The organism is Amycolatopsis albidoflavus, from assembly GCF_039525725.1.
Taxonomy (GTDB): Bacteria; Actinomycetota; Actinomycetes; order Mycobacteriales; family Pseudonocardiaceae; genus Amycolatopsis; species Amycolatopsis albidoflava.
This window is the reverse complement of the sequence record NZ_BAAAHV010000009.1, coordinates 403,309-425,435: the sequence shown is the minus strand read 5'-3', so window position 1 is coordinate 425,435 and position 22,127 is coordinate 403,309. Positions and strand designations below refer to the sequence as shown.

The following is a 22,127-nucleotide window of genomic DNA, read 5'->3' as shown; positions in this document are numbered from 1 at the left end:
TTCTCCTCAGCGTCAAGGCAAGGCGTGCGCGCGAGGCTGGGGGTATTCGCGGAATTTGACCGCGTTCGCCGCGCGAGTGCCCATGTATGCGAAGACGCGGCGGCCGATCGGACCGGCCAGCTGGCGGTACATCTTGTTGCGCTTGCGCAGCTTCTCCTCGGTGGCCGGTACCAGGAAGTCGGCCGAACCGGCTCCGTTGCGCTGTCCGACGCGGGCGGCCTTGCGCAGCCGCTGCTCGTAGCGGGCGAACGCGGTCGCGTGGTCGCCGCCGGCCGCGGCGAGTTCCCCGGCCAGGATCTGCGCGCCCATCATCGCGAGACCGGTGCCGGATCCGCCCGGACCGGCGCACCAGGCGGCGTCGCCGAGCAGCACTACCCGGCCGCGCGACCAGCTGTCGAGCTTGATCTGGCCGACGGTGTCGAAGTACAGGTCGGGCGCGTCGGCGACGGCGGTCAGCAGCTGCGGGAGTTCCCATCCGGCGCCGGCGAAGACCTCGGCGACGATGTCCTTCTGCCGGGCCAGGTCGGGGCGGCCGTAGCCGTCCGGGTCGCCGCGGAAGGAGAGGCCGACGGTGACGGTCGCCGGGTCGAGGTGACTGGTGACGATCGCGCCGAGGCCGGGTTCGTTGTAGAGCAGACCCTCGTGGTCGAGGCGGAGGTGGTTGGGCGCGGTGAAGCCGGCGACGTGGTAGCCGAGATCGGTGCGGAACTTGGCCTCCGGGCCGAACGCTGCCGTCCGCACTCCGGAGTGGATGCCGTCCGCGCCGACGACCAGGTCGAACCGGCGCGGGGCGCCGTGACGGAAGGTGACGTCGACGCCGTCGGCTGTCTCGGCGAGCGAGGTGACGCGGTCGCCGAAGACGTACTCGGTGTAGCCCTTGGTGTGGTCGTAGAGGATGCGGGCGAGGTCGCCGCGCAGGACTTCCAGCTCGCCGTTGGTGAACCCGCTCGGCAGGGTGAAGGCGGGCTGTCCGGACGGGTCGAGCTGCACCTGCTCGCGCAGCGCGGTGTCGAGTTCCCGCAGGTCGTCGAGCAGGCCCATCGCTTCGATGAGCTTCATCTGCTCGCCGCGGAAATCGACGGCCTGCCCGCCCGGCCGCAGCTGCGGCGCGGCCTCCACGACGGTCACCGAATAGCCGTAGCGGTGCAGCCAGTAGGCGGCGGACGGACCCGCGACGCTGGCGCCGGACACGAGAACGGTCTTGCTGGTCATCTCTTGCTCCCCTGGATCGGTAGGCGATGCGGCAAGACTGCGGCGCACCGCTTACCGCGCCCGCACGGAGCGCTGACGGCCTCGGTCAGTCCTCGGCGAGCCGGGTGAGCATCCGGGAGAAAACGCGGCCGAGCAGCTCCAGTTCGGGCCCGCTGACCTGGTCGAAGAAATACCGGCGGACGAGTTCGCCGTGCTGGCCTTCGGCGGCCTTGACCGCCGCCCGCCCGGCTTCGGTGAGCCGGACGTTCGCCCCGCGCGCGTCCTCGGTGCAGTTCTCCCGCACGACCAGCCCGCGCTTGCACATCCGGCTCACGTGATGCGACAGCCGGCTGCGGTCCCATTCGACGGTCGCGCCGAGCTCCCGCATCCGCAGCACGCCGTCCGGTTCGTTCGCGAGCGGGACGAGGAGGGCGTAATCGGCTCCGGAGATCCCGGCGTCGCGCTCCAACTGCCGGTCGAGCGCGCTGCCGAGCGCCCGCTGCACGCGCTGGTAGGAACACCAGACCTCGGCCTCGCGCCGATCGGACGCCACTTCCGCCATCCGGCGATTCTACAAAGAGCGGACACGATTTCGCGTCGGTGCGTAAGTTGGGAGAGTGACCAGGTCCGAGCAAGAAACCTTCTTTCGTGCCTTCCACGCAAGCCATCCGGCGGTTACGTCGCGCGCGTTCGGCGGCGGGCGGAGCGCGGACGGACGGTCGAGCTACGAGCTTCTTCGCGACGAGATCGCCAGACCGGGGCGTGTGCTCGATCTGGCTTGCGGCGACGGATTTCTGCTCGACCTGCTTGCGGCAGCGGGACATCAGGCGATCGGGGTCGACGTCTCGAGCGTCGATCTGGCGCTTGCCAGACAGCGTTCGGCAACGGCGGTGGAGGGACGGGCTCAGCAGTTGCCGTTCGCGGACCACGCGTTCGATTCCTGCGTGTCGCACATGGCATTCATGCTGATGAATGACATCGACCGGGTCGCCGCGGAGCTGGCGCGCGTGCTGCGGCCGGGCGGGCAACTCTCGCTCGTCCTCGGCGGCGGGGCAGCGGGAGACGAGGCGTACGGGCTGTTCGGCAAGCTGTTGCGGGAAATCCTCGCCGACGTCCCGGCGGAGCAGCGGTTGTCCCCGCTCGGCGACAAGCGCACCCGGAATCAAGCCGGATTGGATGAAATCCTCGCCCCCGCCGGGTTCGCTCCCGTTCAGTGGCGCACCGAGGCGATCGACTTCAGCGGTTCGCTCGATCAGGTCTGGGATTTCGTTTCCGTCACCTACAACCTCTTCCCGCTGGGCGAAGCGGCATCCAGCGCGCTGAAGACCGCCTTTTTCGCCGACGCACCAGCACTGGCCAGGCCAGACGGGCTGATTCCGCTTGTCTCCCAGGTCCATCTAGCCAGCACCCAGACTGTCCACAAAGGACGATAAACCCGCCCTAGTGGCACCCGTCACCTTCTGGCAAGATCGAGGGCTCTGACGTCTCCAGTTCACGCCGAAGGGGCAGGGCATTGGGTCTGGGCAGGAAACTGGCCGTCGCCGCCACCGCGGTCACCGCGGCGACGGCGTTGTTCACCGCGACACCAGCGAGCGCCGCGTCGGCGGCGATCGACTGGAAGCCTTGTCCTACCGGGCAGGGCGCCGAATGCGGCAAGCTCACCGTGCCGCTCGATTGGGACCATCCCGGCGACGGCACGATTCAGCTCGCGCTCGCGCGGCGCAAGGCCACCGATCCCGCGCACCGGATCGGTTCGGTGCTCATGGATCCCGGCGGGCCGGGCGGTGCGGGCGCGGGCGAGGTGGCGAGCGGCTGGACGTTGTCGCCGAAGGTCGCCGCGCGATTCGACACGGTCGGGTTCGATCCGCGCGGGGTCGGGGAAAGCACCGCGATCAAGTGCGGGCTCGACGAGATCACCGCGAAAAACCCGGTGCAGCCGAAGGATTCCGCCGAATTCCAGCAGCTGCTCTCGTACAACCGCGCGCTCGGCCGCAGCTGCGAGAAGATCACCGGGCCGCTCGCGACGCACTCCGACACCCGCAGCGTCGTGCGCGACATGGACGCGATCCGCGCCGCGCTCGGCGACAAAAAGCTCACCTACTACGGCGTTTCCTACGGCACGCTGATGGGCCAGCAGTACGCCGAGGCGTATCCGGACCGGGTGCGCGCGCTCGTGCTCGACAGCAACATGGACCACTCGATCCGCAGCACCTGGGAGTTCCTGAAGACGGAAACCCAGGCCACGCAAGAGTTGTTCGAGCAGTTCAGCGACTGGTGCGACCGCACGACGTCGTGCGCGCTGCACGGCCAGGACGTCAGCGCGGTGACCGCGGACCTGTACGCCCGCGCCGAACGCGGCGAACTCGGCACCCCGGACGACAAACTCGACCCGATGGCGCTGGTCGGCATCTACTCGCAGAACTTCTACGGCCCCACCTGGGGCAAGCTCGCGCAGAACCTGGTCAGCCTGCGCGACGGGAAGCCGATCGGCGCGGACTTCGCCAAGGACGACATTCCGATCCCGAACCCGTTCAACAGCATCTTCTGCTCGGACTGGCGGCTGCCGATCACGTCGTACCCGCAGCTCGACAGCTACCGCCGCGCGCTCACCGACGTGTCGCCTGACCTGCACTTCTCGCCGCTGGGCTGGAGCGCGGCGGCCGGGTGCGCCAGCTGGCCCGCCCCGGTGCGCAACCCGCAGCACCAGCTGTCGGTCCAGCGGGGCGTGCCGATGTTGATGCTGAACAGCCGTTACGACCCGGCCACGCCGTACAGCTGGGCGGTGCGCGCGTCGCAGCAGTCCGGCGCTCCGCTCCTCACCTACGAGGGCTGGGGCCACGGCGCGTACTTCAAGAAGAGCCAGTGCGTCACCGACGCCGCCGATTCCTTCCTGATCGACGGAACCAGCCCGGGCCGCGGCAAGCATTGCCCGGCGGTGGAACCGAGCGTTCAGTCCAGGATGGACGGTCCGCGGGCGCCGGCTACGCAGCCGTACTGAGACAGCGAAAAGCGGGGCCCTGATCGGATCAGGGCCCCGCTTTTTCGTGGCTGCGGCGGCTCAGTAGTCGTCACGCCCGGTGAACTGCTGTTCCAACAGCTCGGCCGAACCGGCGACGAGTTCGAGCGGATCGGTGAACTCGTTGAGGTCGAGGTTCAGCAGCGGCAGCGAATGCCGCAGCACGAGGTGCTCGCCCATCACCACGAGCCCGCCGACCACCAGCGTCTGGCCTACCTCGCTCAGCACGGTGAGCAGATCCACCTCGTCCACGCGGGCGAACGGGGTCGCGATCTGCACCCAGTCCTCGCGCTGGTCGAAAATCTCCCGGGCGATCACCACGACCTGCGCCCGCCCCGTCGTCTCCGCGTCGTCGCCGAACAGGACCCGGATCCGGATTTCGCCCGGGTCGTCCCGGATCACCCGGTAGGTCTGCCTGATGTAGGCGACCAGGTCATTCCACTGCGCCACGCGCTTTCCTCCCGTTGGTAGGCAACGAAGATCAGCGTAGCGGGACAACCGGCGCGGAGATGAGCGTCAGAGCAACTTCCACGCTCCAGTGAGCGCCTCGCGCAGAATCTGCTCCATCTCGTCGAACTGCGGCTGGTCGCAGATCAACGGCGGCGACAGCTGGACCACCGGCTCGGCGCGGTCGTCGGCGCGGCAGTAGAGGCCGCCCTCGAACAGCGCGTTCGAGAGATAACCGCGCAAAATCCGTTCCGATTCCTCGGCGGTGAAGGTCTCTTTGGTCGCTTTGTCCTTCACGAGTTCAATCCCGTAGAAGAAACCGGTGCCGCGCACGTCGCCGACGATCGGCAGATCGGTCAACCGGCCGAGGGTCGCCCGGAAGGCGGTTTCCTTTTCCAGTACATGACCGTAAAGGTTCTCGCGCTCGATGAGGTCGAGATTGGCCAGCGCGACCGCGCACGAAACCGGGTGTCCGCCGTAGGTCGAACCGTGCATGAAGGTCGCCTCGCCGCCGGCGAACGGTTCCATCAGCGCCTCGCTCGCGAGCACCGCGCCGAGCGGCGCGTAACCCGAGGTCAGGCCCTTCGCCGTGGTGATGATGTCCGGCTGGTAGCCGTAGCGCTTGGCCGCGAAGTCGTAGCCGACCCGGCCGAACGCGCAGATCACCTCGTCGGACACCAGCAGCACGTCGTGTTTGTCGCAAATCTCGCGAACCCGCTCGAAATAGCCCGGCGGCGGAACAAAGCAGCCACCGGTGTTTTGCACGGGCTCCAGGAATACCGCGGCGACCGTGTCCGCGCCCTCGAATTCGATGGCCTGCTCGATTTGATCGGCCGCCCATCGGCCATACGCTTCGTAGTCGTCAGCGTGCTCGGGTGCGCGGTAGAAGTTCGTGTTCGGCACGCGCAGAGTGCTCGGCACGAGCGGCTCGAAATCGGCCTTCGCACCTGGAATTCCGGTGATGGACAGCGCGCCCTGCGACGTGCCGTGATACGCCAGCGCGCGGCTGATCACCTTGTGTTTAGTGGGTTTTCCGGTCAACTTGAAGTACTGCTTGGCGAGCTTCCACGCCGTTTCCACGGATTCGCCGCCGCTGACGGTGAAGAACACGCGGTTGAGGTCGCCCGGCGACGCGGCGGCCAGGCGTTCGGCCAGTTCGAGCGCGGGCGGGTGCGCGTGGCCCCAGAGCGGGAAGTACGCGAGCTGTTTCGTTTGCCGCGCGGCGGCTTCGGCCAGTTCTTCGCGGCCGTGGCCGACCTGCACCGCGAACAACCCGGCGAGGCCGTCGAGGTAGCGCTTGCCGGTGTCGTCCCAGATGTAGACGCCCTCGCCGCGCACGATCACCGGGATGTCGGCGGTGTCGGCGCGGCTGTGGCGCGTGAAGTGCAGCCAGAGGTTGTCGCGTGCGGCAGTGCCCGAGCCGGTGGTGATCCCGGCGGGTTCGGCGGTCGTGGTCATGGCTCCTCGAAACGGGCCTCGAAGCTGCCGGCACACACCCTGGCGTACCGGCCGGACTTCTCGGTTATCGCACGAGCCGACGCCGGTTGGCAAGCGGATCAGTCGCCGGAGCCACCCACAACGACTAATTTCATCAGTCTCATCGGGACTGATCTTCGGATTTCGTCGTCACCGACGGTGCGTGCCCCACTGGTAGGACTGTTTCCGCAGCTTGAGGTACACGAGCGTCTCAGCGGTGCGCACTCCGGGCAGCGTGCGGATGCGGTTGGAGATCACGTCGAGCAGCGCCTCGTCGTCGGCGCAGAGCACCTCGCACAGCACGTCGAAGCGGCCGGCGCAGAGCACGACGTATTCGATCTCGTCCATTTCGGCCAGTGCGTCGGCGACCGGATCGAGCGGGCCGTCGACCGTGATCGCGACCATCGCCTGGCGGAAAAGCCCGATCTGCAAGGGATCCGACACCGCGACGATCTGGATGACGCCCGAATCGGACAGCCGCTGCACCCGCTGGCGGACCGCAGCCTCGGACAGCCCGACCGCCTTGCCGATCGTGGCGTACGGCCGCCGTCCGTCCTCTTGCAACTGGGCGATGATCTGCTTCGAGATGTCGTCGACCACCGGCGGCGCGGGCCGGTTCGGGTCCTGGCTCTGCATCCGGGGATCATCTCGGGTCGACCCCTCCGCGGGCAACCTCAGGCGTGGCGAATGATCGCCCAGAGTGTCCAGATCGTCCCTCAGCCGGGGTGGCCGACAACGGATTTCGTCGTCTTTCCGGCGTTGACAACGGCAAACCCGTCCTGTTCCATCCGTCGAATTCCAGCGCCGCCGACGGAGGGATCCCCATGCCGCCTCATCCGGTCCCCGTCCAGACCGACCCTGCCGCCGGTTCGCCCGCGCGCCGCTCGCTGACCAGATCGATCGGGGTCGGCGGCGGAACCCTGCTGACGCTGAGCTGCGTGACGCCGGCCTCGTCGTTGTTCGTTCTCGTCCCGCCGCTGTTCGGCTCGCTCGGCACCGGCACCGCGCTGGCCATCGGGCTCGCCGTGCTGCTGTGCGTCGGGATCGCGTTCTGTTACTCCGAACTCGGCACGCTGGTCCCGAGTTCGGGTGGCGAGTACGCCATGGTGTCGACGGTGGTCAGCCGGTTCGCCGGGTGGATCACCTTCATGTTGTCGTTCATCGTGATCCTCGTGGTGCCGCCGATCATCGCGATCGGGGTGGCTGATTATCTGGCGGTGGCCGTCCACATCGACCCTTCGGTGGCGGGTGCGCTGGTGATGCTGGCGTCGACCGGGATGGGTCTGGTGAACCTGCGCTCGAACGCGTGGCTGACCGGGATTTTCCTGGTGATCGAGATCGTCGCGATCGTCGTGGTGTCCGTGCTCGGCTTCGCGCACAGCGACCGTCCCGCCTCGGTGCTCGTGCGGCCCAGTCTGGACGGCGTGCATCCGATCGCGCTGGTCTCGGTGATCGCCGGGCTGGCGGTGGCGTTGTTCGTGGTGCAGGGGTTCTCGACCGCGGTGTATCTGGCGGAGGAGATGCGGGAGCCGCACAAAACGGTGTCGCGGACGGTGTTCTGGACGCTCGGCATCAGCGCGGTGGTGATCCTGGTGCCGGTCGTGGCGATCACGCTGGGCGTGCCGGATCTCGCGACGCTCGGGAATCTCGACCTGACCGCGCTCGTGGTGAGCTGGAGCAGTTCGACGTTCGGCACGATCGTGAGCCTGTGCATCGCGGCGGCGATCGTGAACGCGGTGATCGTGATGGTGATCCAGAATTCGCGCGTGCTGTACGCGTCGGGGCGGGATCATGCTTGGCCGGAGCCGGTGAATCGCGCGTTGAGTGTGGTCAGTCCGCGGTTTGGCGCGCCTTGGGTGGCGACGCTCGTGGTCGGCGTTTCGGAAGCAGTGCTGTGTTTCGTGCCGGTGGAGACGCTGAGCGGCGTGACCGGGGTGGCCGTGGTCGCGCTGTACCTGGCGATTTCGGTGAGCGTGCTGTGGGCGCGGCGGCCGGCACACCGGCGTCCGCAAGTGTGGCGGATGCCGGGGTGGCCGGTCGTGCCGATTGTCGCGGTGCTGGCGCTGGGGTATGTGCTGGTGTCGCAGAGTTTGCTGGACCTGGCGATTACGGCCGGGGTGCTGGTGGTTTCCGCCGGGTACTGGTGGGGCTATCTCCGGCGGCGATCGGATCGATGGCTGGTGACTATTCCTTGACGCGTGCTCTGGTGAGGATGGACAGCTCGGTCGGGCGGAGTGCGTCGCCGCGTTTCCATTCGGCCGGGATGTCCTTTTGCCGGACGTGTTCGATCGGCTCGAGCAGGTGGTCTCGCAGGAGCGCGGCCATCTGCTCGGCGCTGAGGAACGTTAGCCAGGGTTCGCCGTGGGCGGCTGCCGCGGCCATGACCAGCTCCGCGTACGCCTGGCCCGCCTCGTCGCGGAGGGCTGCGGGGAGGAGGTGCTCGACGATGAGTTCTGTTCCGGGGGCTAGGCCGCTGATCGCGTGGAGGGTTTGGCTGATCGCTTCCTCGGTGAGGTACATCGTGACGCCGAGCCAGCTGACCAGCGCTGGGCGGCCTGGGTCGAATCCGGCCTGAACGAGGTGGCTCGTGAGCGGCTGCTCGTTCTCGAAATCTAGGGGGACGAAGGAGACCGTGTTCGGGGTGGTAATTCCCGCGTCGGCCAGCAGCTGTTGTTTCCAGCGCTGGGTGGCGGGTTTGTCCACTTCGAACACTTGCACGGTGAGCGGCGTTCGGTAGGCGAAGGAATCCAGGCCGGCACCAAGGATTACGTATTGCTCGACGCCCATTTCAGCTAACCGGTTCTCGGTGTAGCGGCTCCGCGTGATCGCTGTTGTGCGGGCACCGGAGAGGGCTGGGTGGTCGCCGTGGGACCGATGGTAGCCGAGGAGTTCTTCGGCTACGCTCTCCCAGGATGCGGTATGCGAGCGGGTCGGCGAAGATTGCCGGGGACTCGTCGACGAGCAGATGGGCGGCTCGTGCTGCGGCGGAGAGAAGAGCGGTGCGGCTGGGTTCCGCGTCGGACGTCATGAGATCGGACCTTAACCCAGAGATGTGTTATTATAGCACAAAAACAAATTTTCTGAAAGAGCAGCGCGGTTTCGGTTCGGCGACGACGCATTCAGGATTCGACGGAGATGGCATACAGAGCGAACGGTTCGCCTCGGTGCGGGAAATCGTGGCGGTAGGTGAAGCCGAGTCGTTCCATCACCGCGCGGGAGCGAACGTTGTGCACCTCCGTGAAGGCGGCTACCTCCGTCGCGCGGAGTTCTCGCGCACAGGCCAGGCCGGCGAGGCCGATCTCGGTGGCGTAGCCGTTTCCCCACTGCACCTCGCGTACTGCCCAGCCGATCTCCAGCCGTCGTGCACCGTCAACATCCTGATAGGACAGTCCGCCGCGGCCGAGGAGTTCTCCGGATTCCCGGTGGTAGGCCAGCCATTTGCCGACTCCGTCGCGTTGCCAGCTTCGGCCGATCTCCGCGGCGCGGGCTTCCGCGTCGGCGCGGGTCCAGTTGCCGTACCAGCGGGCGATGCCGCGGTCTTGATGCAGGCGGAAAAGTTCATCGGCGAGGTGCGGGCCGATCGGGGTGAGGCGGAGGCGTTCGGTCTCCAACTCAGGCGGCCACTGTGGACGGAACAGTCAGCGAAGCGTTGACTCGCGCGATGAATTCCGCATTCGACTTTGTCGTGCGGACCTGGTCCAGGAATTGTTCCGCGGCCCGCTTCGGGTCTTGGGTGGACAGGGCGCGGCGGACCTCGTTCATCACGGCCAGTTCCTGCGGCGGGATGATCAGCTCGTCGCGGCGGGTGCCGGAGCCGAAGAAGTCCACGGCGGGGAACACGCGGTGGTCGGCGAGCATGCGGTCCAGGCGGAGTTCCGAGTTGCCGGTGCTCTTCAGCTCCTCGAAGAACACCGTGTCGGCCAACGAACCCGTGCCCACCAACGCAGTCGCGATGATGGTGAGCGAGCCGCCGTCCTCGATGTTCCTTGCCGCGCCTAGGATTTTCTTCATCGGGTGCAGCGCGCTGGCGTCGACGCCGCCGGACAGGATGCGGCCGGAGGTGCGGGCTGCCAGGTTGTACGCGCGGCCGAGGCGGGTCAGGGAATCCAGCAGCAGCACGACATCCCGGCCGGTTTCGACCAGGCGTTTCGCGCGTTCCAAAGCCAGTTCGGCGACGGCGGTGTGTTCGGCCGGCTTGCGGTCGAAGGTGGACGCGACGACCTCGCCGCGGACCGAGCGGGTCATGTCCGTCACTTCTTCGGGGCGTTCGTCGGCGAGCAGCACCATGAGGTGTGCTTCCGGGTGGTTGACCGCCACCGCTTGCGCGATCGCTTGCAGGACAGTGGTTTTGCCGGTGCGCGGCGGGGCGACGATCAGGGCGCGTTGGCCTTTGCCCAGCGGTGCGACCAGATCCAGGACGCGGGTGGTGAGCTGGTGCCGAGTGGTTTCCAGGACCAGTCGCTGGTTCGGGTGAATGGGGGTGAGTTTGTCGAAATCGGGGCGCTTTTCGCCGGGCGGGCGGCCGTTGACGGAGACTAGGTCGCCGTCGTCGAGGACGAGTTCGTCGCCGCGGCGCAGGCCGTGGGTGCGGATCAGGGATAGCGGCACGGACGGGCCGCCGGGGGTGTAGCCCAGTGCGGCGGTCTTGCCGTGGATGTCGAGAATTCCTTGCTGTGTCATGGTTTATGGCTCCTTGAAGCAGTGACAGTCGACGCGGAAACGCGGACCGCCGGAGTGAGACGAAGCGGGTCAGGCGACGGGCTTCGGGAAAGACGCCGATCCTCGTCGCGTGCTCTCACGCTGGCGGAGGGGGCGGAACCCCTGGGCGGCGGGGCCGACTTCCTGGGGTATGCGCTGAGAGTAGCGCATCGGTTCCGGCCGCACAACTGGCACTGCGAACACGAAAGGGGCCTCGTGAGCGGCTCCCGGTGAAAACCGGCGCTCACAAGGCCCCAACAAACCTGGCCGCGGGTCTATTCCCGGGGCCGCGCGGCGGTCACGGCATCTCCCACGGAGCCTGCGGCAGCACGTGCCCGGTCTCCAGCAGCGACTTCAGGTTCGACAGCACCGCCGCCCAGCCGCCCGACACGTCCTGGTGCGCCTTTTCGTCCGGCAGGTCCTCGTGGGTCACCGTCAGCCGGACGATGCCCTCGTGCTGTTCGATGTCGAACGTCGCCCGCGAGGGCTCCTGGTCCTTCGGGCCGTTCGGGTCGAACCACGTGGTGACCAGGCGCTTCGGCGGGACCGCCTCGATGACCTCGCCCTCGACGTCGGCGATCCCGGACCCGTCGGTCCGCACGTGCGCCCACCGCGAACCCTTGTTCCAGTCGGATTCGTTGCGGTGGCCCCAGTACTGCCCGGTCAGGTCGGGGTCGGTGAGCGCGTGCCACACCTTCTCCGGCGTGCTCTGGATGTAGGTCACATACACAAAACTCGGCTTCATGGCTTCCTCTGCTCGACGTTTGACGGCACTGAGCATCCGCAGCCGCGGCTGCTCGAACCGGTCCACCCACCGCTCCTGCATCTCGTGCAGCGGCACCGGATTCAGGTAGTGCAGCTTTTCCCGGCCGCGGCGCACGCTGCTCACCAGATTCGCCGCCTCCAGCACGGCGAGGTGCTGGGTCGCGGACTGCCGCGTCATCTCCAGCCGGCGGCACAGCTCGCCCAGCGTCTGCCCGTTGTCCTCGCGCAGCTGGTCGAGCAGGTACCGGCGGGTCGGATCCGCCAGCGCCTTGAACACTTTGTCCAGGTCGGGTTGCACACTTACAGTAAGGCAGGCAAATGCCTGCCTGTCAAGTCTGCCGAGGTAGATACAGGTCAGCGCCGAGGCAAGTTACGGATTGCCTCGGCGCTGACTACTCAAAGTGTTCAGAAGACCTCAGGGGTGAGCGAGGGGGCCGCCATGCCGGGGTCGAAGGGGAACATCGGCCGGACGATGCCGGAGTGGCCCAGACGGAGCAGATCCTGGTCGACGCCGCCGGGCGTGAGGGCCAGCAGCCAGTCGGCGGCCATGTCGTACAGCTCCGGTTCGAGGTAGCCGATCTTCACGATCACCACGTCCGCCTCGCGCGGGCGCAGGCCGAGCGCGTGGAAGTCGGATTCGAGGTGATACGGCTTGCGGCGCGCGGTCACGATCACCCGCAGGCCGCCGACGGCCAGCACCACCGCGGTTCCGGCGACCGGGTCGTCGGCGTCGATCGCGGCCACCTGCGCGGTAAGCGCGACCGGACCGTGCGGACCGGAGTCGACTTTTCCGCCCAGCTCAACGGAAATCGTCGCACCGACGCCCGCTGTCACCGCCGTCGCGACGGCTTCGGGGTCCACAATGGCCGCGTACAAAGTGGTCAGCAAAGAGTCCACAATGGCCGGAGTGTTCAGCAGGACGTCCAGACTCCACGACGTGTCCCCAGCACCGCCGGCGGTCGGGTTGTCGCCGGAGTCGCTGATGAAGAACGGCCGCGATTTCGAAGCGACCGCCTGCGTGAGGCATTCTTGAAGCGTGCCGGTCGGGGCGACGAAAGCGAAGTCGTGCCGAGCGTCCCAATAGGACTGGGCCAGATACTCCGCTTCCTTGGTGATCACCGAAACGTCGTCACCCATCACCACTACCGCGGCCTGGCAGCGTGGTTCGTCGGCCCACGCGTAACCGACCCAGATCGCTGCGTCCAGGACTCCGTCCAGCGCCTCGACGTCGTCCACCGCCGCGTAGATGCTCTTCGCCGGTTCGAGCCGGGTGCTGGTCTTCTCCCCCGGAAGCAGGACCGGAACCTGCACCCAAGCCTTTTTCGGCCGGCCGCCGGACCGCAGCCGCGACACCAGGTTCCGCGCCGCCCGCTCGCGGGTCTCCCACGCGTCCTCGTGCGGGGCCATCCGGTAGCAGGTGATCAGGTCCAGCGCGGTGACCAGCTCCCGGGAAACGTTGCCGTGCAAGTCCATCGAAGCCGACACCAGGACGTCCGGGCCGAGAATGGAGCGGATCTCCTGCGCGAGCGAAGCCTCCACATCGGACCGTCCGACCACGCTCATCGCGCCGTGGATGTCGAAGAACAGCCCGTCCAGTTCACCGGCCGAACGCAACCGGTCCAGGATTTCCCCGGACAGCTCGGCATAAGCCTCCTCGGTGACCGCACCGCCGGGAAGCGACCGAGCATCGACCAGCGGCACCCATTCGACGTCGGAAGCCCAGTCCGCGCCGAGAAAGTCGTAGCGAGCCAGCAAATCGTCGCCGCGCGAGATCCGGAAGTCGTCCACAGTGGACCGATGCGGCGAGAAGGTACTCGATTCGATCGCGATTCCGGTGATCCCGACCCGCAGCTTCTTCATCGTCCACTCCGTTTGATCGCTTGCTCGAACACCGCGTCCAGCGCGAGCGCGCCCGCGCCGTAAAGCCCCGCGTCCGCACCGAAACGCACCCGGTCGATCCGCAGTTCCCTGGTAGCCAAAGGAAGACACCGTTCGTACAGCGCACCGCGCACCGCCGCGACGAAGGCTTCCGAACCGGACAGCGCGCCGCCGAGCAGCACCTCGTCCGGGTTGCTGAAGTTGACCACCGTGGCCAGCACCTCGCCGAGCCGCAGCCCGGCGCGCCGCACGGCCGTGGTCGCTTCGGGATGTCCGTCCTCGGCGGTCGCCATCACCTGCGCGGTGGTCTCCAGCTTCAAGCCCTGCGCCTGCAACTGCGCGACGAGCGCGGCACCGCTGGCCACCACTTCCAGACAGCCGCGATTCCCGCAGGTGCACGGTTGATCCTCGGCAGCGGGTACACGCACGTGGCTGATGTCGCCCGCGACCCCGGCCCGTCCGCGATAAAGCTCGCCGCTCAGCACGATTCCCGAACCGATGCCGGTACCGGCCTTCACCACCAGCAAGGTACGGCCGGGCGCGCCGGACACGGATTCGCCCAGCGCCAGCATGTTCGCGTCGTTGTCCACGACCACCGGCAGCTCGAAGTGCTCCGCCAGCGCGTCCCGCACCGCGAAACCGCGCCAGCCAGGCATCCGCGACGGCAGCGTGATGGTGCCCGCGTTGACGTCCACCGGGCCGGGGAACGCGACGCCGACACCGAGTGCGCGACCCGGGCAATCCGCATCCGCCATGACATCGCGCACCGCGGCCGCGAGCCCGGCGACGAGTTCGCGCGGCTCCTGGCTGATGTCCAGCGGCCGTTCGTGCACCTCCAGCAGGTTGCCCGCGATGTCGAGCGCGCCGATCCGCACGTGCCGCGTGCCGACGTCGGCGGCCCAGACGTGGCCGAACTCCGCGTTGACCGACAGCAGCTTCGGCCGCCGCCCGCCCGCGGACCGGCCCTCGCCGGATTCGCTCAGCACCCCGGCGGACATCAGCGCCTGGGTGCGCACCGACACCGTCGATTGCGGCAACCCGAGCGCTCGCGCCAGGTCCATGCGCGACGTCGCGTGGCCGTGCGCGACCAGCCACAACAGCCGCAGCGGTCCGGCCGGATCCACCGCGTCACCTCTTTCATCATAACTGATGTAACTAAACCGTTCGACAGGACTCTTGGCAATTCCCGTCTCTCGTGCGAGATTACCCGACAGCCAGGACACCGCATAGCACCTGGCACTGGTCTTTCATCAGAGTTGTTGGAAGTGATGCGAATGGCTCGACGCCCGTGGTGCGCCGCACTCGGGGTCACGCTCGCCGCCGCGCTGGCGTTGTCCGGCTGCGCGGCGAGCCGGGAACCGCACGGCGGCGGTTCCGGCTCCCCGAAAACCGGCGGCACCGTGCGGTTCGCGATGCCGCCGTCGGCGACGCCGAACTGGATCATGCCGTTCTCGATCCCCGGCTACAGCGGGTCGTACAACGGCATGATCCGCTCGACCATGTACGTGCCCCTGTACAGCTACGACGCCAGTTCGGGCTCGGTCGCCCTCGACGACGCCGCGAGCGCCGCCAACGTGCCGCGCTACTCCCCCGACGGCAAGACCGTGACCATTACGCTCAAGCCGCTGACCTGGTCCACCGGCGAGCCGATGACCAGCCGCGACGTCGAGTTCTGGCTCAACCTCGCCCGCGCGGGCAAGGACAACTGGAGCAAGTACTCGAAGGGCCTGATCCCGGACAGCATCACCGGCTTCCACGCCGTGGACGACCGCACGTTCACGTTCACCCTGGACAAGGCGTACAACCCGGACTGGTTCACCGCCAACCAGCTCAGCCTGATCGTCCCGATGCCGCACGCGTGGGACCGCACGAGCGCCGCGGGCTCGGTCGGCGACCACGACCGCACCCCGGAGGGTGCCAAGCAGGTCTTCGATTTCCTGGTGAGCCAAGCGAAACAGCTCGGCACCTACGGGACGAATCCACTGTGGAAAGTCGTGAATGGACCGTTCACATTGGCCGGTTTCACGACGTCCGGCGAGGTGACGCTGCGGAAGAACCCGAAGTACACCGGACCGGACCCGGCGAAACTCGACACCGTCCGGTTCCTGACCTTCACCAGTTCGTCGGCGGAGTACAACGTGCTGCGCGCCGGCGGCGTCGACTACGGCTACCTGCCGACGTCGAACCTCGGCCAGCGCCCGAAACTGGAGGAGCAGGGCTACCGGGTCGAACCGTGGACCGGCTGGTCCATCACATATTCGCCGTACAACTTCCACAATCCCCAGCTGGGCAAGGTGTTCTCCCAGCTGTACGTGCGGCAGGCGATCCAGCACGCGGTCGACCAGGACGCCATCACCTCGGTGATCTGGCGCGGTTCCGCCCGCGTCGGCTACGGCCCGGTCCCGCAGGACAATGACACGAAGTACCTGTCCCCCAAGCAAAAGACCAATCCGTATCCGTTCGACCTGAACAAGTCGAAGCAGTTGCTCGCCGACCACGGCTGGAAGCCCGGCTCCGACGGCGTCCTCCTCTGCGCGGACCCGGCGAAATGCGGCGAGGGCATCGCCGAAGGCACCCGGCTCTCGCTGACCATGCTCACCGAATCCGGTTCCGACGAAACCGACGGCACCATGCAGGAACTGCGCTCGGAGCTGTCGAAGGTCGGCATCGAGATGAAGATCAACGCGCAGCCGTTGAACACCGTGCTGGCCAACGGAACCGCCTGCGAGTCGAAGGATCCTTCGTGCAATTGGCAGCTGTCCTATTTCGGCACGCAAGGCAGCTGGTACTTCTCGGCGAACCCGAGCGGCGAGGAGCTGTTCGCGTCCGGTGCGGGCACGAACTTCGGCAGCTACACCGATCCGAAGGTGGACAAGCTGATCGCGGCCACCAACCTGGCCTCGGACAACGGAGCGATGCTCGAGTACAGCGCCTATCTGGCCGAGCAGCTTCCGGTGCTGTGGCTGCCGAATCCGCCGTATCAGGTGTCGGCGATCGACACCGCGCTGCACGGCGTTTCTCAGGACCCGTTGGCCGGGCAACTGCTTCCGCAACGCTGGTTCTGGACGAGGTGAGGACATGACGCGCTACATCCTCCGCCGGCTCGTGCTGGCCGTGGTGGTCGTGCTGCTGGTGACCGTGGTGACGTTCGTGCTGCTGCATTTGCTTCCCGGCGGCCCGGCTCGCGGCGTGCTGGGCGTGAAAGCCACCGAGGCGCAGATCGCCGCGTTCAACCACGCGCAAGGCTTCGACCAGCCGCTTCCGGTGCAGTATTGGGATTACCTGCTGCGGTTGCTGCAAGGCGACCTCGGCGAGTCGTACACGCAGAACTCGCCGGTGAGCACGTTGCTGGCCGAGCGGATGCCGAAAACCCTGCTGCTCACCGTGCTTTCCACCGCGCTCGCGATCCTCGTCGCGCTGCCGCTCGGTGTCTGGCAAGCGGTTCGCCGCGGCCGTACCGCGGATCTGCTCACCACAGCCATCACCTTTGTGCTCTACGCGACGCCGGTGTTCTTCCTGTCGCTGGTGCTGATCATCCTGTTCGCGCAGGTCCTGCCATGGTTCCCGGCGCAAGCCGCACAGGGCGAAACGATCGGCGAACTGCTGTCGCAACCGGGCGCGCTGGTCCTGCCGGTGCTCGCCGGGACCGGAGCCGCGCTCGCCGCGTTCAGCCGATACATGCGAGCGTCCACTCTGGACAGCCTGTCCGAGGACTTCGTGCGCACCGCGCGGGCCAAGGGAACGCCGGAGCGGACGATCATCTGGCGGCACGTCTGGCCGAACTCGCTGACCTCGGTGGTCTCGATGCTCGGTTACTACGTGCCAGTGGTCTTCGGCGGTTCGCTGGTCGTCGAATCGATGTTCAACTACCCCGGCATCGGCCTGCTGTTCTGGACCGCGACCCGCACCGCCGATTTCCCGGTGCTGCTGGGCGTCGTGCTCGTGATCGCCATCGCGACCGTGCTCGGCTCCCTGCTCGCGGATCTGATCCAGCTGGCGATCGACCCGCGGGTGCGGGTGAAGGGAGCGCGGTCGTGACTGTCCTTTCGCGGCTGTTTGCCCGCAAGTCCGCCGTCGCGGGCGCGGTCCTGCTGCTGCTCGTCGTAGCGTTCTGTTTCCTCGGGCCGCTGTTCTACGGCACCGACCAGTCCCACACCGACCTGGCCTCGGCGCGGCTCGGCCCCAGCGGAGGGCATCTGCTCGGCACCGACGACCTCGGCTACGACGTGCTCGGCAGGCTCATGGTCGCCGGCCGGACGTCGCTGGTGATCGGCGTGCTCGCCGGGCTGATCGCGACCGCGATCGGCGCGGTATGGGGCGCGGTCGCCGGGTACACCGGCGGCTGGCTGGACACCGTGCTGATGCGGATCGTCGACACCGGCGTCGCGATCCCGGCGCTGTTCCTGCTGCTGGTGGCCGCGACGCTGGTGACGCCGAGCGTCGGCGTGCTGGCGCTGCTGATCGGCGCGGTGTCGTGGCTGGTGCCCGCGCGGCTGATGCGCGCGGAAACGGTGAGCCTGCGCGAACGCGATTACATCCGGGCGATCACCGTGCTCGGCGCGAGCCGCACGCGCGTGGTGTTCCGGCACATCATTCCCAACGCGATCGGCACCGTGGTGGTGAACGCGACGTTCCAGATCGCCGATGCGATCCTGCTCGTGGCGTACGTCAGCTTCCTCGGGCTCGGCGTGCCCGCCCCCGATACCGACTGGGGAGCCATGCTGTCTAAAGGAATTACCTACACCTTCGACGGCGCGTGGTGGCTGATCCTGCCGCCGGGCATCGCGATCGTGCTGGTGGTGTGCGCGATCAACTTCCTCGGCGACGGGCTGCGCGACGCGTTCGCGGTGAAGGGGCGACGATGAGCGAAGCAGTGCTGGACATCCGCGACCTGCGGGTGTCCTATGCGGACGGTTCGGCGGCGGTCGACGGGCTGAGCCTGTCGGTCGCGCCCGGCGAGATCGTGGCGGTGGTCGGGGAGTCCGGCTCCGGCAAGAGCACGGCCGCGCTCGCGGTGCTCGGGCTGCTGCCGGATTCCGCGCGGGTCACCGGGTCGATCGAGCTGGCCGGGCAGAACGTGCTCGACCTGCGCGGCGAAGACCTGCGGAAACTGCGCGGCCCGGCGGCCGGGATGGTGTTCCAGGAACCGATGACCGCGCTGAACCCGTTGCGGACCATCGGTTTCCAGCTCGCGGAGGCGATCCGCAACCACGACCCGGAGAAGCTGCGCCACCGCCGCTATTACGACCGGTGCGCCGAACTGCTCGACCGAGTCGGCGTCCCGGAACCGGCTGCGCGGCTGAAGCAATACCCGCATGAGCTGTCCGGCGGTTTGCGGCAGCGCGTGATGATCGCGATCGCTCTCGCGGCCGGACCGAAACTGATCATCGCGGACGAGCCGACCACCGCCCTCGACGTCACGGTGCAGCAGCAGATTCTCGACCTGCTGCGCGATATCCGCGAACACGAAGGCACCGCGACGCTGCTGATCACGCACAACATGGGTGTCGTCGCCGATGTCGCGGACCGCGTCGCGGTGTTGCGCCACGGAAAGCTCGTGGAAGAAGCTCCGGCGGCGGAACTGTTCGCTTCCCCGAAGGCGGATTACACCCGGGAACTGCTGGCCGCGGTTCCGCAACTGGGTTCGTTCGCCCACGACGCGACCGCCGAAGAAACCCGGAAACCGGTGCTCGCGCTGTCGAAGATCGTGGTCGAGTACGGCGGACGGCAGGTGGTAAACGACGTTTCCCTGTCCGTCTCACCCGGTGAGATCGTCGGGCTGGTCGGCGAATCCGGTTCGGGGAAAACGACGCTCGGCAACTGCGCGCTGGGCCTGGTCACGCCGAAATCCGGCACCGTCGAGGTGCTCGGCGGGCCGCTCCCGAAAGGCACCGGTCGCGCCGCGCGGGCGGTCCGGCGGCAGATCGGCGCGGTGTTCCAAGACCCGGCGTCGTCGCTCGACCCGCGGATGACGGTCGCGCAGACCGTCGCCGAACCGCTGGTGGTCCACACCTCGACCGGCCGCGGCGAGCGACAGCGGCGGGTGCGGGAACTCCTCGACGCGGTGGAGTTGCCGGAAAGTTTGCTCGGCCGGTACGGGCACGAGCTGTCCGGCGGGCAACGGCAGCGCGTGAGCCTCGCCCGCGCCCTGGTGCTGGGCCCGAAGCTGCTGATCGCGGACGAACCGACGAGCGCGCTGGACGTATCCGTGCAGGCAGCGGTGCTGGAGGTGTTCCGGCGGCTGCATCGCGAGTTCGGTTTCGGCTGCCTGTTCGTGAGCCACGACCTCGCGGTGGTGGACAGCCTGTGCGACCGGGTGGCGGTGCTGCGCGCGGGCGAACTGGTGGAGGAAGGCCCGGCGGAAACGGTGTTGCGCACTCCGGAACACCCGTACACGCAAGCGTTGCTGCTGTCCTCGCCGGTGCCGGACCCGCAGTTGCAGCGGAGCCGGCGCGAGGCGCTGGCCGGCGCGGACCCCGCGGCGTGACGGAGTTGCGGGCCGGAGTCGACATCGGCGGGACGAAAACCCTGGTGGTGGTGTGCGACGAGGAAGGCAGGGAACTGGGGTCGGCGTCCGCGCCGTCCGAATCGCACCAGGGCGGCGCGGCGATCCTCGACCGCGCCGCGGAGCTGGTCAGCTCGCTGGTGCCGGACCACGCGGTGCTCGCCGGGGTCGGCGTCGGCGCGGCGGGCGTCGTTGACCCGGTGACCGGAACAGTGCTGGTCACCGGCGATTCGTTCACGGGCTGGGCGGGTACGCCGGTCAACGCCGAGCTGTCCGCGCGGCTCGGCGGGGTGCCCGTGCGCACCGTGAACGACGTCGACGGGTTCCTGCTCGGCGAACTGCTGCCGGGCGAGCGGAACGTGCTCGGTGTCGCGGTCGGCACCGGCGTCGGCGGCGCGCTGTTCGTCGACGGACGGCTGCTGTACGGCGGTGCGACCGGCGCGGGCGAGATCGGGCATGTCGGCCGCTACGGGGAGGAACGCTGCACTTGCGGGCAGATCGGACACCTTGAGGCGTACGCCGCGGGCCGGGCGTTGACCCGCCGCTACGCCGAGGCGACCGGCCGGACCCTCGCCGCGGAGGACGTCGCCGCGGAAGCACTCGCTGGGGATCACGCCGCCCAAGCGGTGTTCACGGACGCGGGCCGGTTCCTCGGTCAGGCGGTCGCGCACGCCGCCGGGCTGCTCGGCCTCGCGACCTGCGTACTCGGCGGTTCAGTGGTCAACTCCTGGTCGCTGCTGGAGAAGCCGGTGCGCGAAGCGCTGGAGGAACGGCCGCTGCTGTCCGGGAAACCGGTGTCCGTGCGGCTGTCCCGGCACGGCGCGAAATCCGTGGCATTGGGCGCGGCCGGTCTCACTGCCGGTATTCGGCGATTACCGGACGTGAGCAACCCCTAATCCAGTCCTCTGTGGACCATCGAGAAAACCGTGGCCTCGGGGTATACGCTGTCGGGCACCGACGGAGCCGGGGGCAACGATGCGCGCGAAGCTGGGCGGAACGGGACGGGCGAGAACCGCGGCGGACCACGTGCGTGAGCGTGGTCTCCACCCCGCTGACAGCAGGTGACTTGGTCTATACCATTCCGGTGATCAATTCCCGTCCGGTGGCCAACGAGGGGATCCCATGCCCGTCATCAGGCGCAATATCGTCCCGCTCCGGTATTCCGACCCGAGCGTCGTCGCTTACGTGCGCAGCCCGAGCGACTGGATGGTGTCCAATTGCGGCTGGATCCGGGGCCGCGAAGGGGTTCTGCTCGTCGACACCTGCGGCACCGAACGCGACACGCTCGACCTGGTCAGCGACGTCCGCAAGTACTCGACCGTCGAAATGCCGCTCACGCTCGTGCTGACCCACGCGCACGGCACCCACCACAACGGCGCGGGCGTCGCGCTGCGCAACGGCGGCCGGATCCTCGCCGCGCCCACCGCGGTGCCGATCATCCGGTCCGGCCCGCAGTGCAACGAGGAGATCTTCGCCTGCGCGAACTGGGGCAAGCTCGAGGCGCCGCGCCCGGAGGCGGTGCACGCGGTGATCGAACCGGTCGAGGTGGATCTCGGCGGCGTCGTCGTGGAGGTCGTCCCGTTTCCCGGGACCGCGCACACCGACGGCGACCTCGTGTTGTTCGAACCGCGCACCGGGACGCTCTTCACCGGCGACCTGCTGTCGGTCGGGTCGACGCCGTTCGCCGTGCACGGTTCGATCCCGGGCTGGCTGACCGCCCTGGACTGGCTCGACAAAATGTTCCCGGACGTCCGCACCTTCGTGCCGGGGCACGGCGGGCTCAGCCATCCGGGCAGTTTCCCGGTCGCGGTGCTGCGCACTTATCTGCACTGGCTGCTCGACGCGACCGCGAGCGCGGGCACGCCGGACTTCGCCGAACTCGCCACGATCGCCCGCCGCCGCTGGCCCACGTGGACAGTCCCGGAACGGCACATCGGGAACCTGCTGCGCGCGCACGCCGACCAGCACGGGGAACGGCTCGCGTCCGCCGAAGCGATGCGCGCGATCCGCGACGCCGCCGGCGGCCGGATCGACCTGGACACGCTGCTCGGACTCGGCAAGTCTTAACGCCGGGAAATCGATTCCCCGGGCGCTCTTTCCGCGAGTCCGTGAGGGGAACCCTGAGAGACTCTGATTCCCTCAGGGTTCCCC

General features: G+C 68.0%; 20 protein-coding genes. 9 read left to right on the top strand and 11 right to left on the bottom strand.

Features of this window, described 5'->3' with window-relative positions:
- Positions 1-12 precede the first annotated feature (12 nt).
- Positions 13-1,212 (bottom strand): FAD-dependent monooxygenase, encoded by a 1,200-nt coding sequence (locus ABD156_RS14005; RefSeq protein ID WP_344271889.1) that lies wholly within the window; start codon positions 1,210-1,212, stop codon positions 13-15.
- 85 nt (positions 1,213-1,297) lie between these two features.
- Positions 1,298-1,753 (bottom strand): MarR family winged helix-turn-helix transcriptional regulator, encoded by a 456-nt coding sequence (locus ABD156_RS14000; RefSeq protein WP_344271886.1) that lies wholly within the window; start codon positions 1,751-1,753, stop codon positions 1,298-1,300.
- A 55-nt stretch (positions 1,754-1,808) separates the two neighbouring features.
- Between ABD156_RS14000 and ABD156_RS13995 the strand changes: the two genes are divergently transcribed.
- Both ABD156_RS13995 and ABD156_RS13990 read left to right on the top strand, forming a co-directional pair.
- A complete protein-coding gene (locus ABD156_RS13995; RefSeq protein ID WP_344271883.1) occupies positions 1,809-2,624 on the top strand; it encodes a class I SAM-dependent methyltransferase in 816 nt (271 codons plus the stop codon).
- Positions 2,625-2,704: 80 nt separating this feature from the next.
- Complete coding sequence (locus ABD156_RS13990) at positions 2,705-4,189, top strand: alpha/beta hydrolase (RefSeq protein WP_344271880.1); 1,485 nt, start codon at positions 2,705-2,707, stop codon at positions 4,187-4,189.
- Between the two features lie 60 nt (positions 4,190-4,249).
- Here the strand turns inward: ABD156_RS13990 and ABD156_RS13985 are convergent, their stop codons facing one another.
- The 3 genes from ABD156_RS13985 to ABD156_RS13975 all read right to left on the bottom strand — a co-directional run bounded on the left by ABD156_RS13985 (position 4,250) and on the right by ABD156_RS13975 (position 6,766).
- Positions 4,250-4,657, bottom strand: coding sequence for a hypothetical protein (locus ABD156_RS13985; RefSeq protein ID WP_067580428.1), 408 nt, complete (start codon positions 4,655-4,657; stop codon positions 4,250-4,252).
- A gap of 66 nt (positions 4,658-4,723) precedes the next feature.
- Positions 4,724-6,112 (bottom strand): aspartate aminotransferase family protein, encoded by a 1,389-nt coding sequence (locus ABD156_RS13980; RefSeq protein ID WP_344271876.1) that lies wholly within the window; start codon positions 6,110-6,112, stop codon positions 4,724-4,726.
- Between the two features lie 168 nt (positions 6,113-6,280).
- Complete coding sequence (locus ABD156_RS13975; protein WP_182891173.1) at positions 6,281-6,766, bottom strand: Lrp/AsnC family transcriptional regulator; 486 nt, start codon at positions 6,764-6,766, stop codon at positions 6,281-6,283.
- Positions 6,767-6,954: 188 nt separating this feature from the next.
- Between ABD156_RS13975 and ABD156_RS13970 the strand changes: the two genes are divergently transcribed.
- A complete protein-coding gene (locus ABD156_RS13970) occupies positions 6,955-8,325 on the top strand; it encodes an APC family permease (protein WP_344271871.1) in 1,371 nt (456 codons plus the stop codon).
- On the opposite strand, the gene ABD156_RS13965 is transcribed toward ABD156_RS13970, so the two are convergent.
- The 6 genes from ABD156_RS13965 to ABD156_RS13940 form a co-directional block, all read right to left on the bottom strand.
- Positions 8,315-8,956: a class I SAM-dependent methyltransferase gene (locus ABD156_RS13965; RefSeq protein WP_344272339.1), complete on the bottom strand. Its 642-nt coding sequence runs from the start codon at positions 8,954-8,956 to the stop codon at positions 8,315-8,317. The genes ABD156_RS13970 and ABD156_RS13965 overlap by 11 nt on opposite strands.
- Before the next feature lie 293 nt (positions 8,957-9,249).
- Positions 9,250-9,741 carry a GNAT family N-acetyltransferase gene (locus ABD156_RS13960; RefSeq protein ID WP_344271868.1) on the bottom strand — a complete coding sequence of 164 codons (492 nt, stop codon included), beginning with the start codon at positions 9,739-9,741 and terminating at the stop codon, positions 9,250-9,252.
- A 1-nt stretch (position 9,742) separates the two neighbouring features.
- On the bottom strand, positions 9,743-10,810 hold the full coding sequence (rho, locus tag ABD156_RS13955) for a transcription termination factor Rho (RefSeq protein ID WP_344271865.1): 1,068 nt from the start codon (positions 10,808-10,810) through the stop codon (positions 9,743-9,745).
- Between the two features lie 316 nt (positions 10,811-11,126).
- Positions 11,127-11,891, bottom strand: coding sequence for an ArsR/SmtB family transcription factor (locus ABD156_RS13950; protein ID WP_344271862.1), 765 nt, complete (start codon positions 11,889-11,891; stop codon positions 11,127-11,129).
- A gap of 107 nt (positions 11,892-11,998) precedes the next feature.
- Complete coding sequence (locus ABD156_RS13945; RefSeq protein ID WP_344271859.1) at positions 11,999-13,453, bottom strand: M81 family metallopeptidase; 1,455 nt, start codon at positions 13,451-13,453, stop codon at positions 11,999-12,001.
- Positions 13,450-14,595, bottom strand: coding sequence for an ROK family transcriptional regulator (locus ABD156_RS13940; protein WP_344271856.1), 1,146 nt, complete (start codon positions 14,593-14,595; stop codon positions 13,450-13,452). The genes ABD156_RS13945 and ABD156_RS13940 overlap by 4 nt, the downstream gene beginning before the upstream one ends.
- A 150-nt stretch (positions 14,596-14,745) precedes the next feature.
- Between ABD156_RS13940 and ABD156_RS13935 the strand changes: the two genes are divergently transcribed.
- The 6 genes from ABD156_RS13935 (at position 14,746) to ABD156_RS13910 (ending at position 22,043) form a co-directional block, all read left to right on the top strand.
- The gene (locus tag ABD156_RS13935; protein WP_344271853.1) at positions 14,746-16,545 is read left to right on the top strand and encodes a peptide ABC transporter substrate-binding protein; all 1,800 of its coding nucleotides are present in this window, start codon (positions 14,746-14,748) and stop codon (positions 16,543-16,545) included.
- Between the two features lie 4 nt (positions 16,546-16,549).
- A complete protein-coding gene (locus tag ABD156_RS13930) occupies positions 16,550-17,509 on the top strand; it encodes an ABC transporter permease (protein ID WP_344271850.1) in 960 nt (319 codons plus the stop codon).
- Positions 17,506-18,336, top strand: a complete 831-nt coding sequence (locus ABD156_RS13925; RefSeq protein ID WP_344271847.1) for an ABC transporter permease — start codon at positions 17,506-17,508, stop codon at positions 18,334-18,336. The genes ABD156_RS13930 and ABD156_RS13925 overlap by 4 nt, the downstream gene beginning before the upstream one ends.
- Positions 18,333-19,958, top strand: a complete 1,626-nt coding sequence (locus tag ABD156_RS13920; RefSeq protein ID WP_344271844.1) for a dipeptide ABC transporter ATP-binding protein — start codon at positions 18,333-18,335, stop codon at positions 19,956-19,958. The genes ABD156_RS13925 and ABD156_RS13920 overlap by 4 nt, the downstream gene beginning before the upstream one ends.
- Positions 19,955-20,872, top strand: coding sequence for an ROK family protein (locus ABD156_RS13915; protein ID WP_344271841.1), 918 nt, complete (start codon positions 19,955-19,957; stop codon positions 20,870-20,872). The genes ABD156_RS13920 and ABD156_RS13915 overlap by 4 nt, the downstream gene beginning before the upstream one ends.
- 226 nt (positions 20,873-21,098) lie before the next feature.
- Entirely contained in the window at positions 21,099-22,043 is a 945-nt protein-coding gene (locus tag ABD156_RS13910; RefSeq protein ID WP_344271838.1) for an MBL fold metallo-hydrolase, read from the top strand.
- Positions 22,044-22,127: the final 84 nt, after the last annotated feature.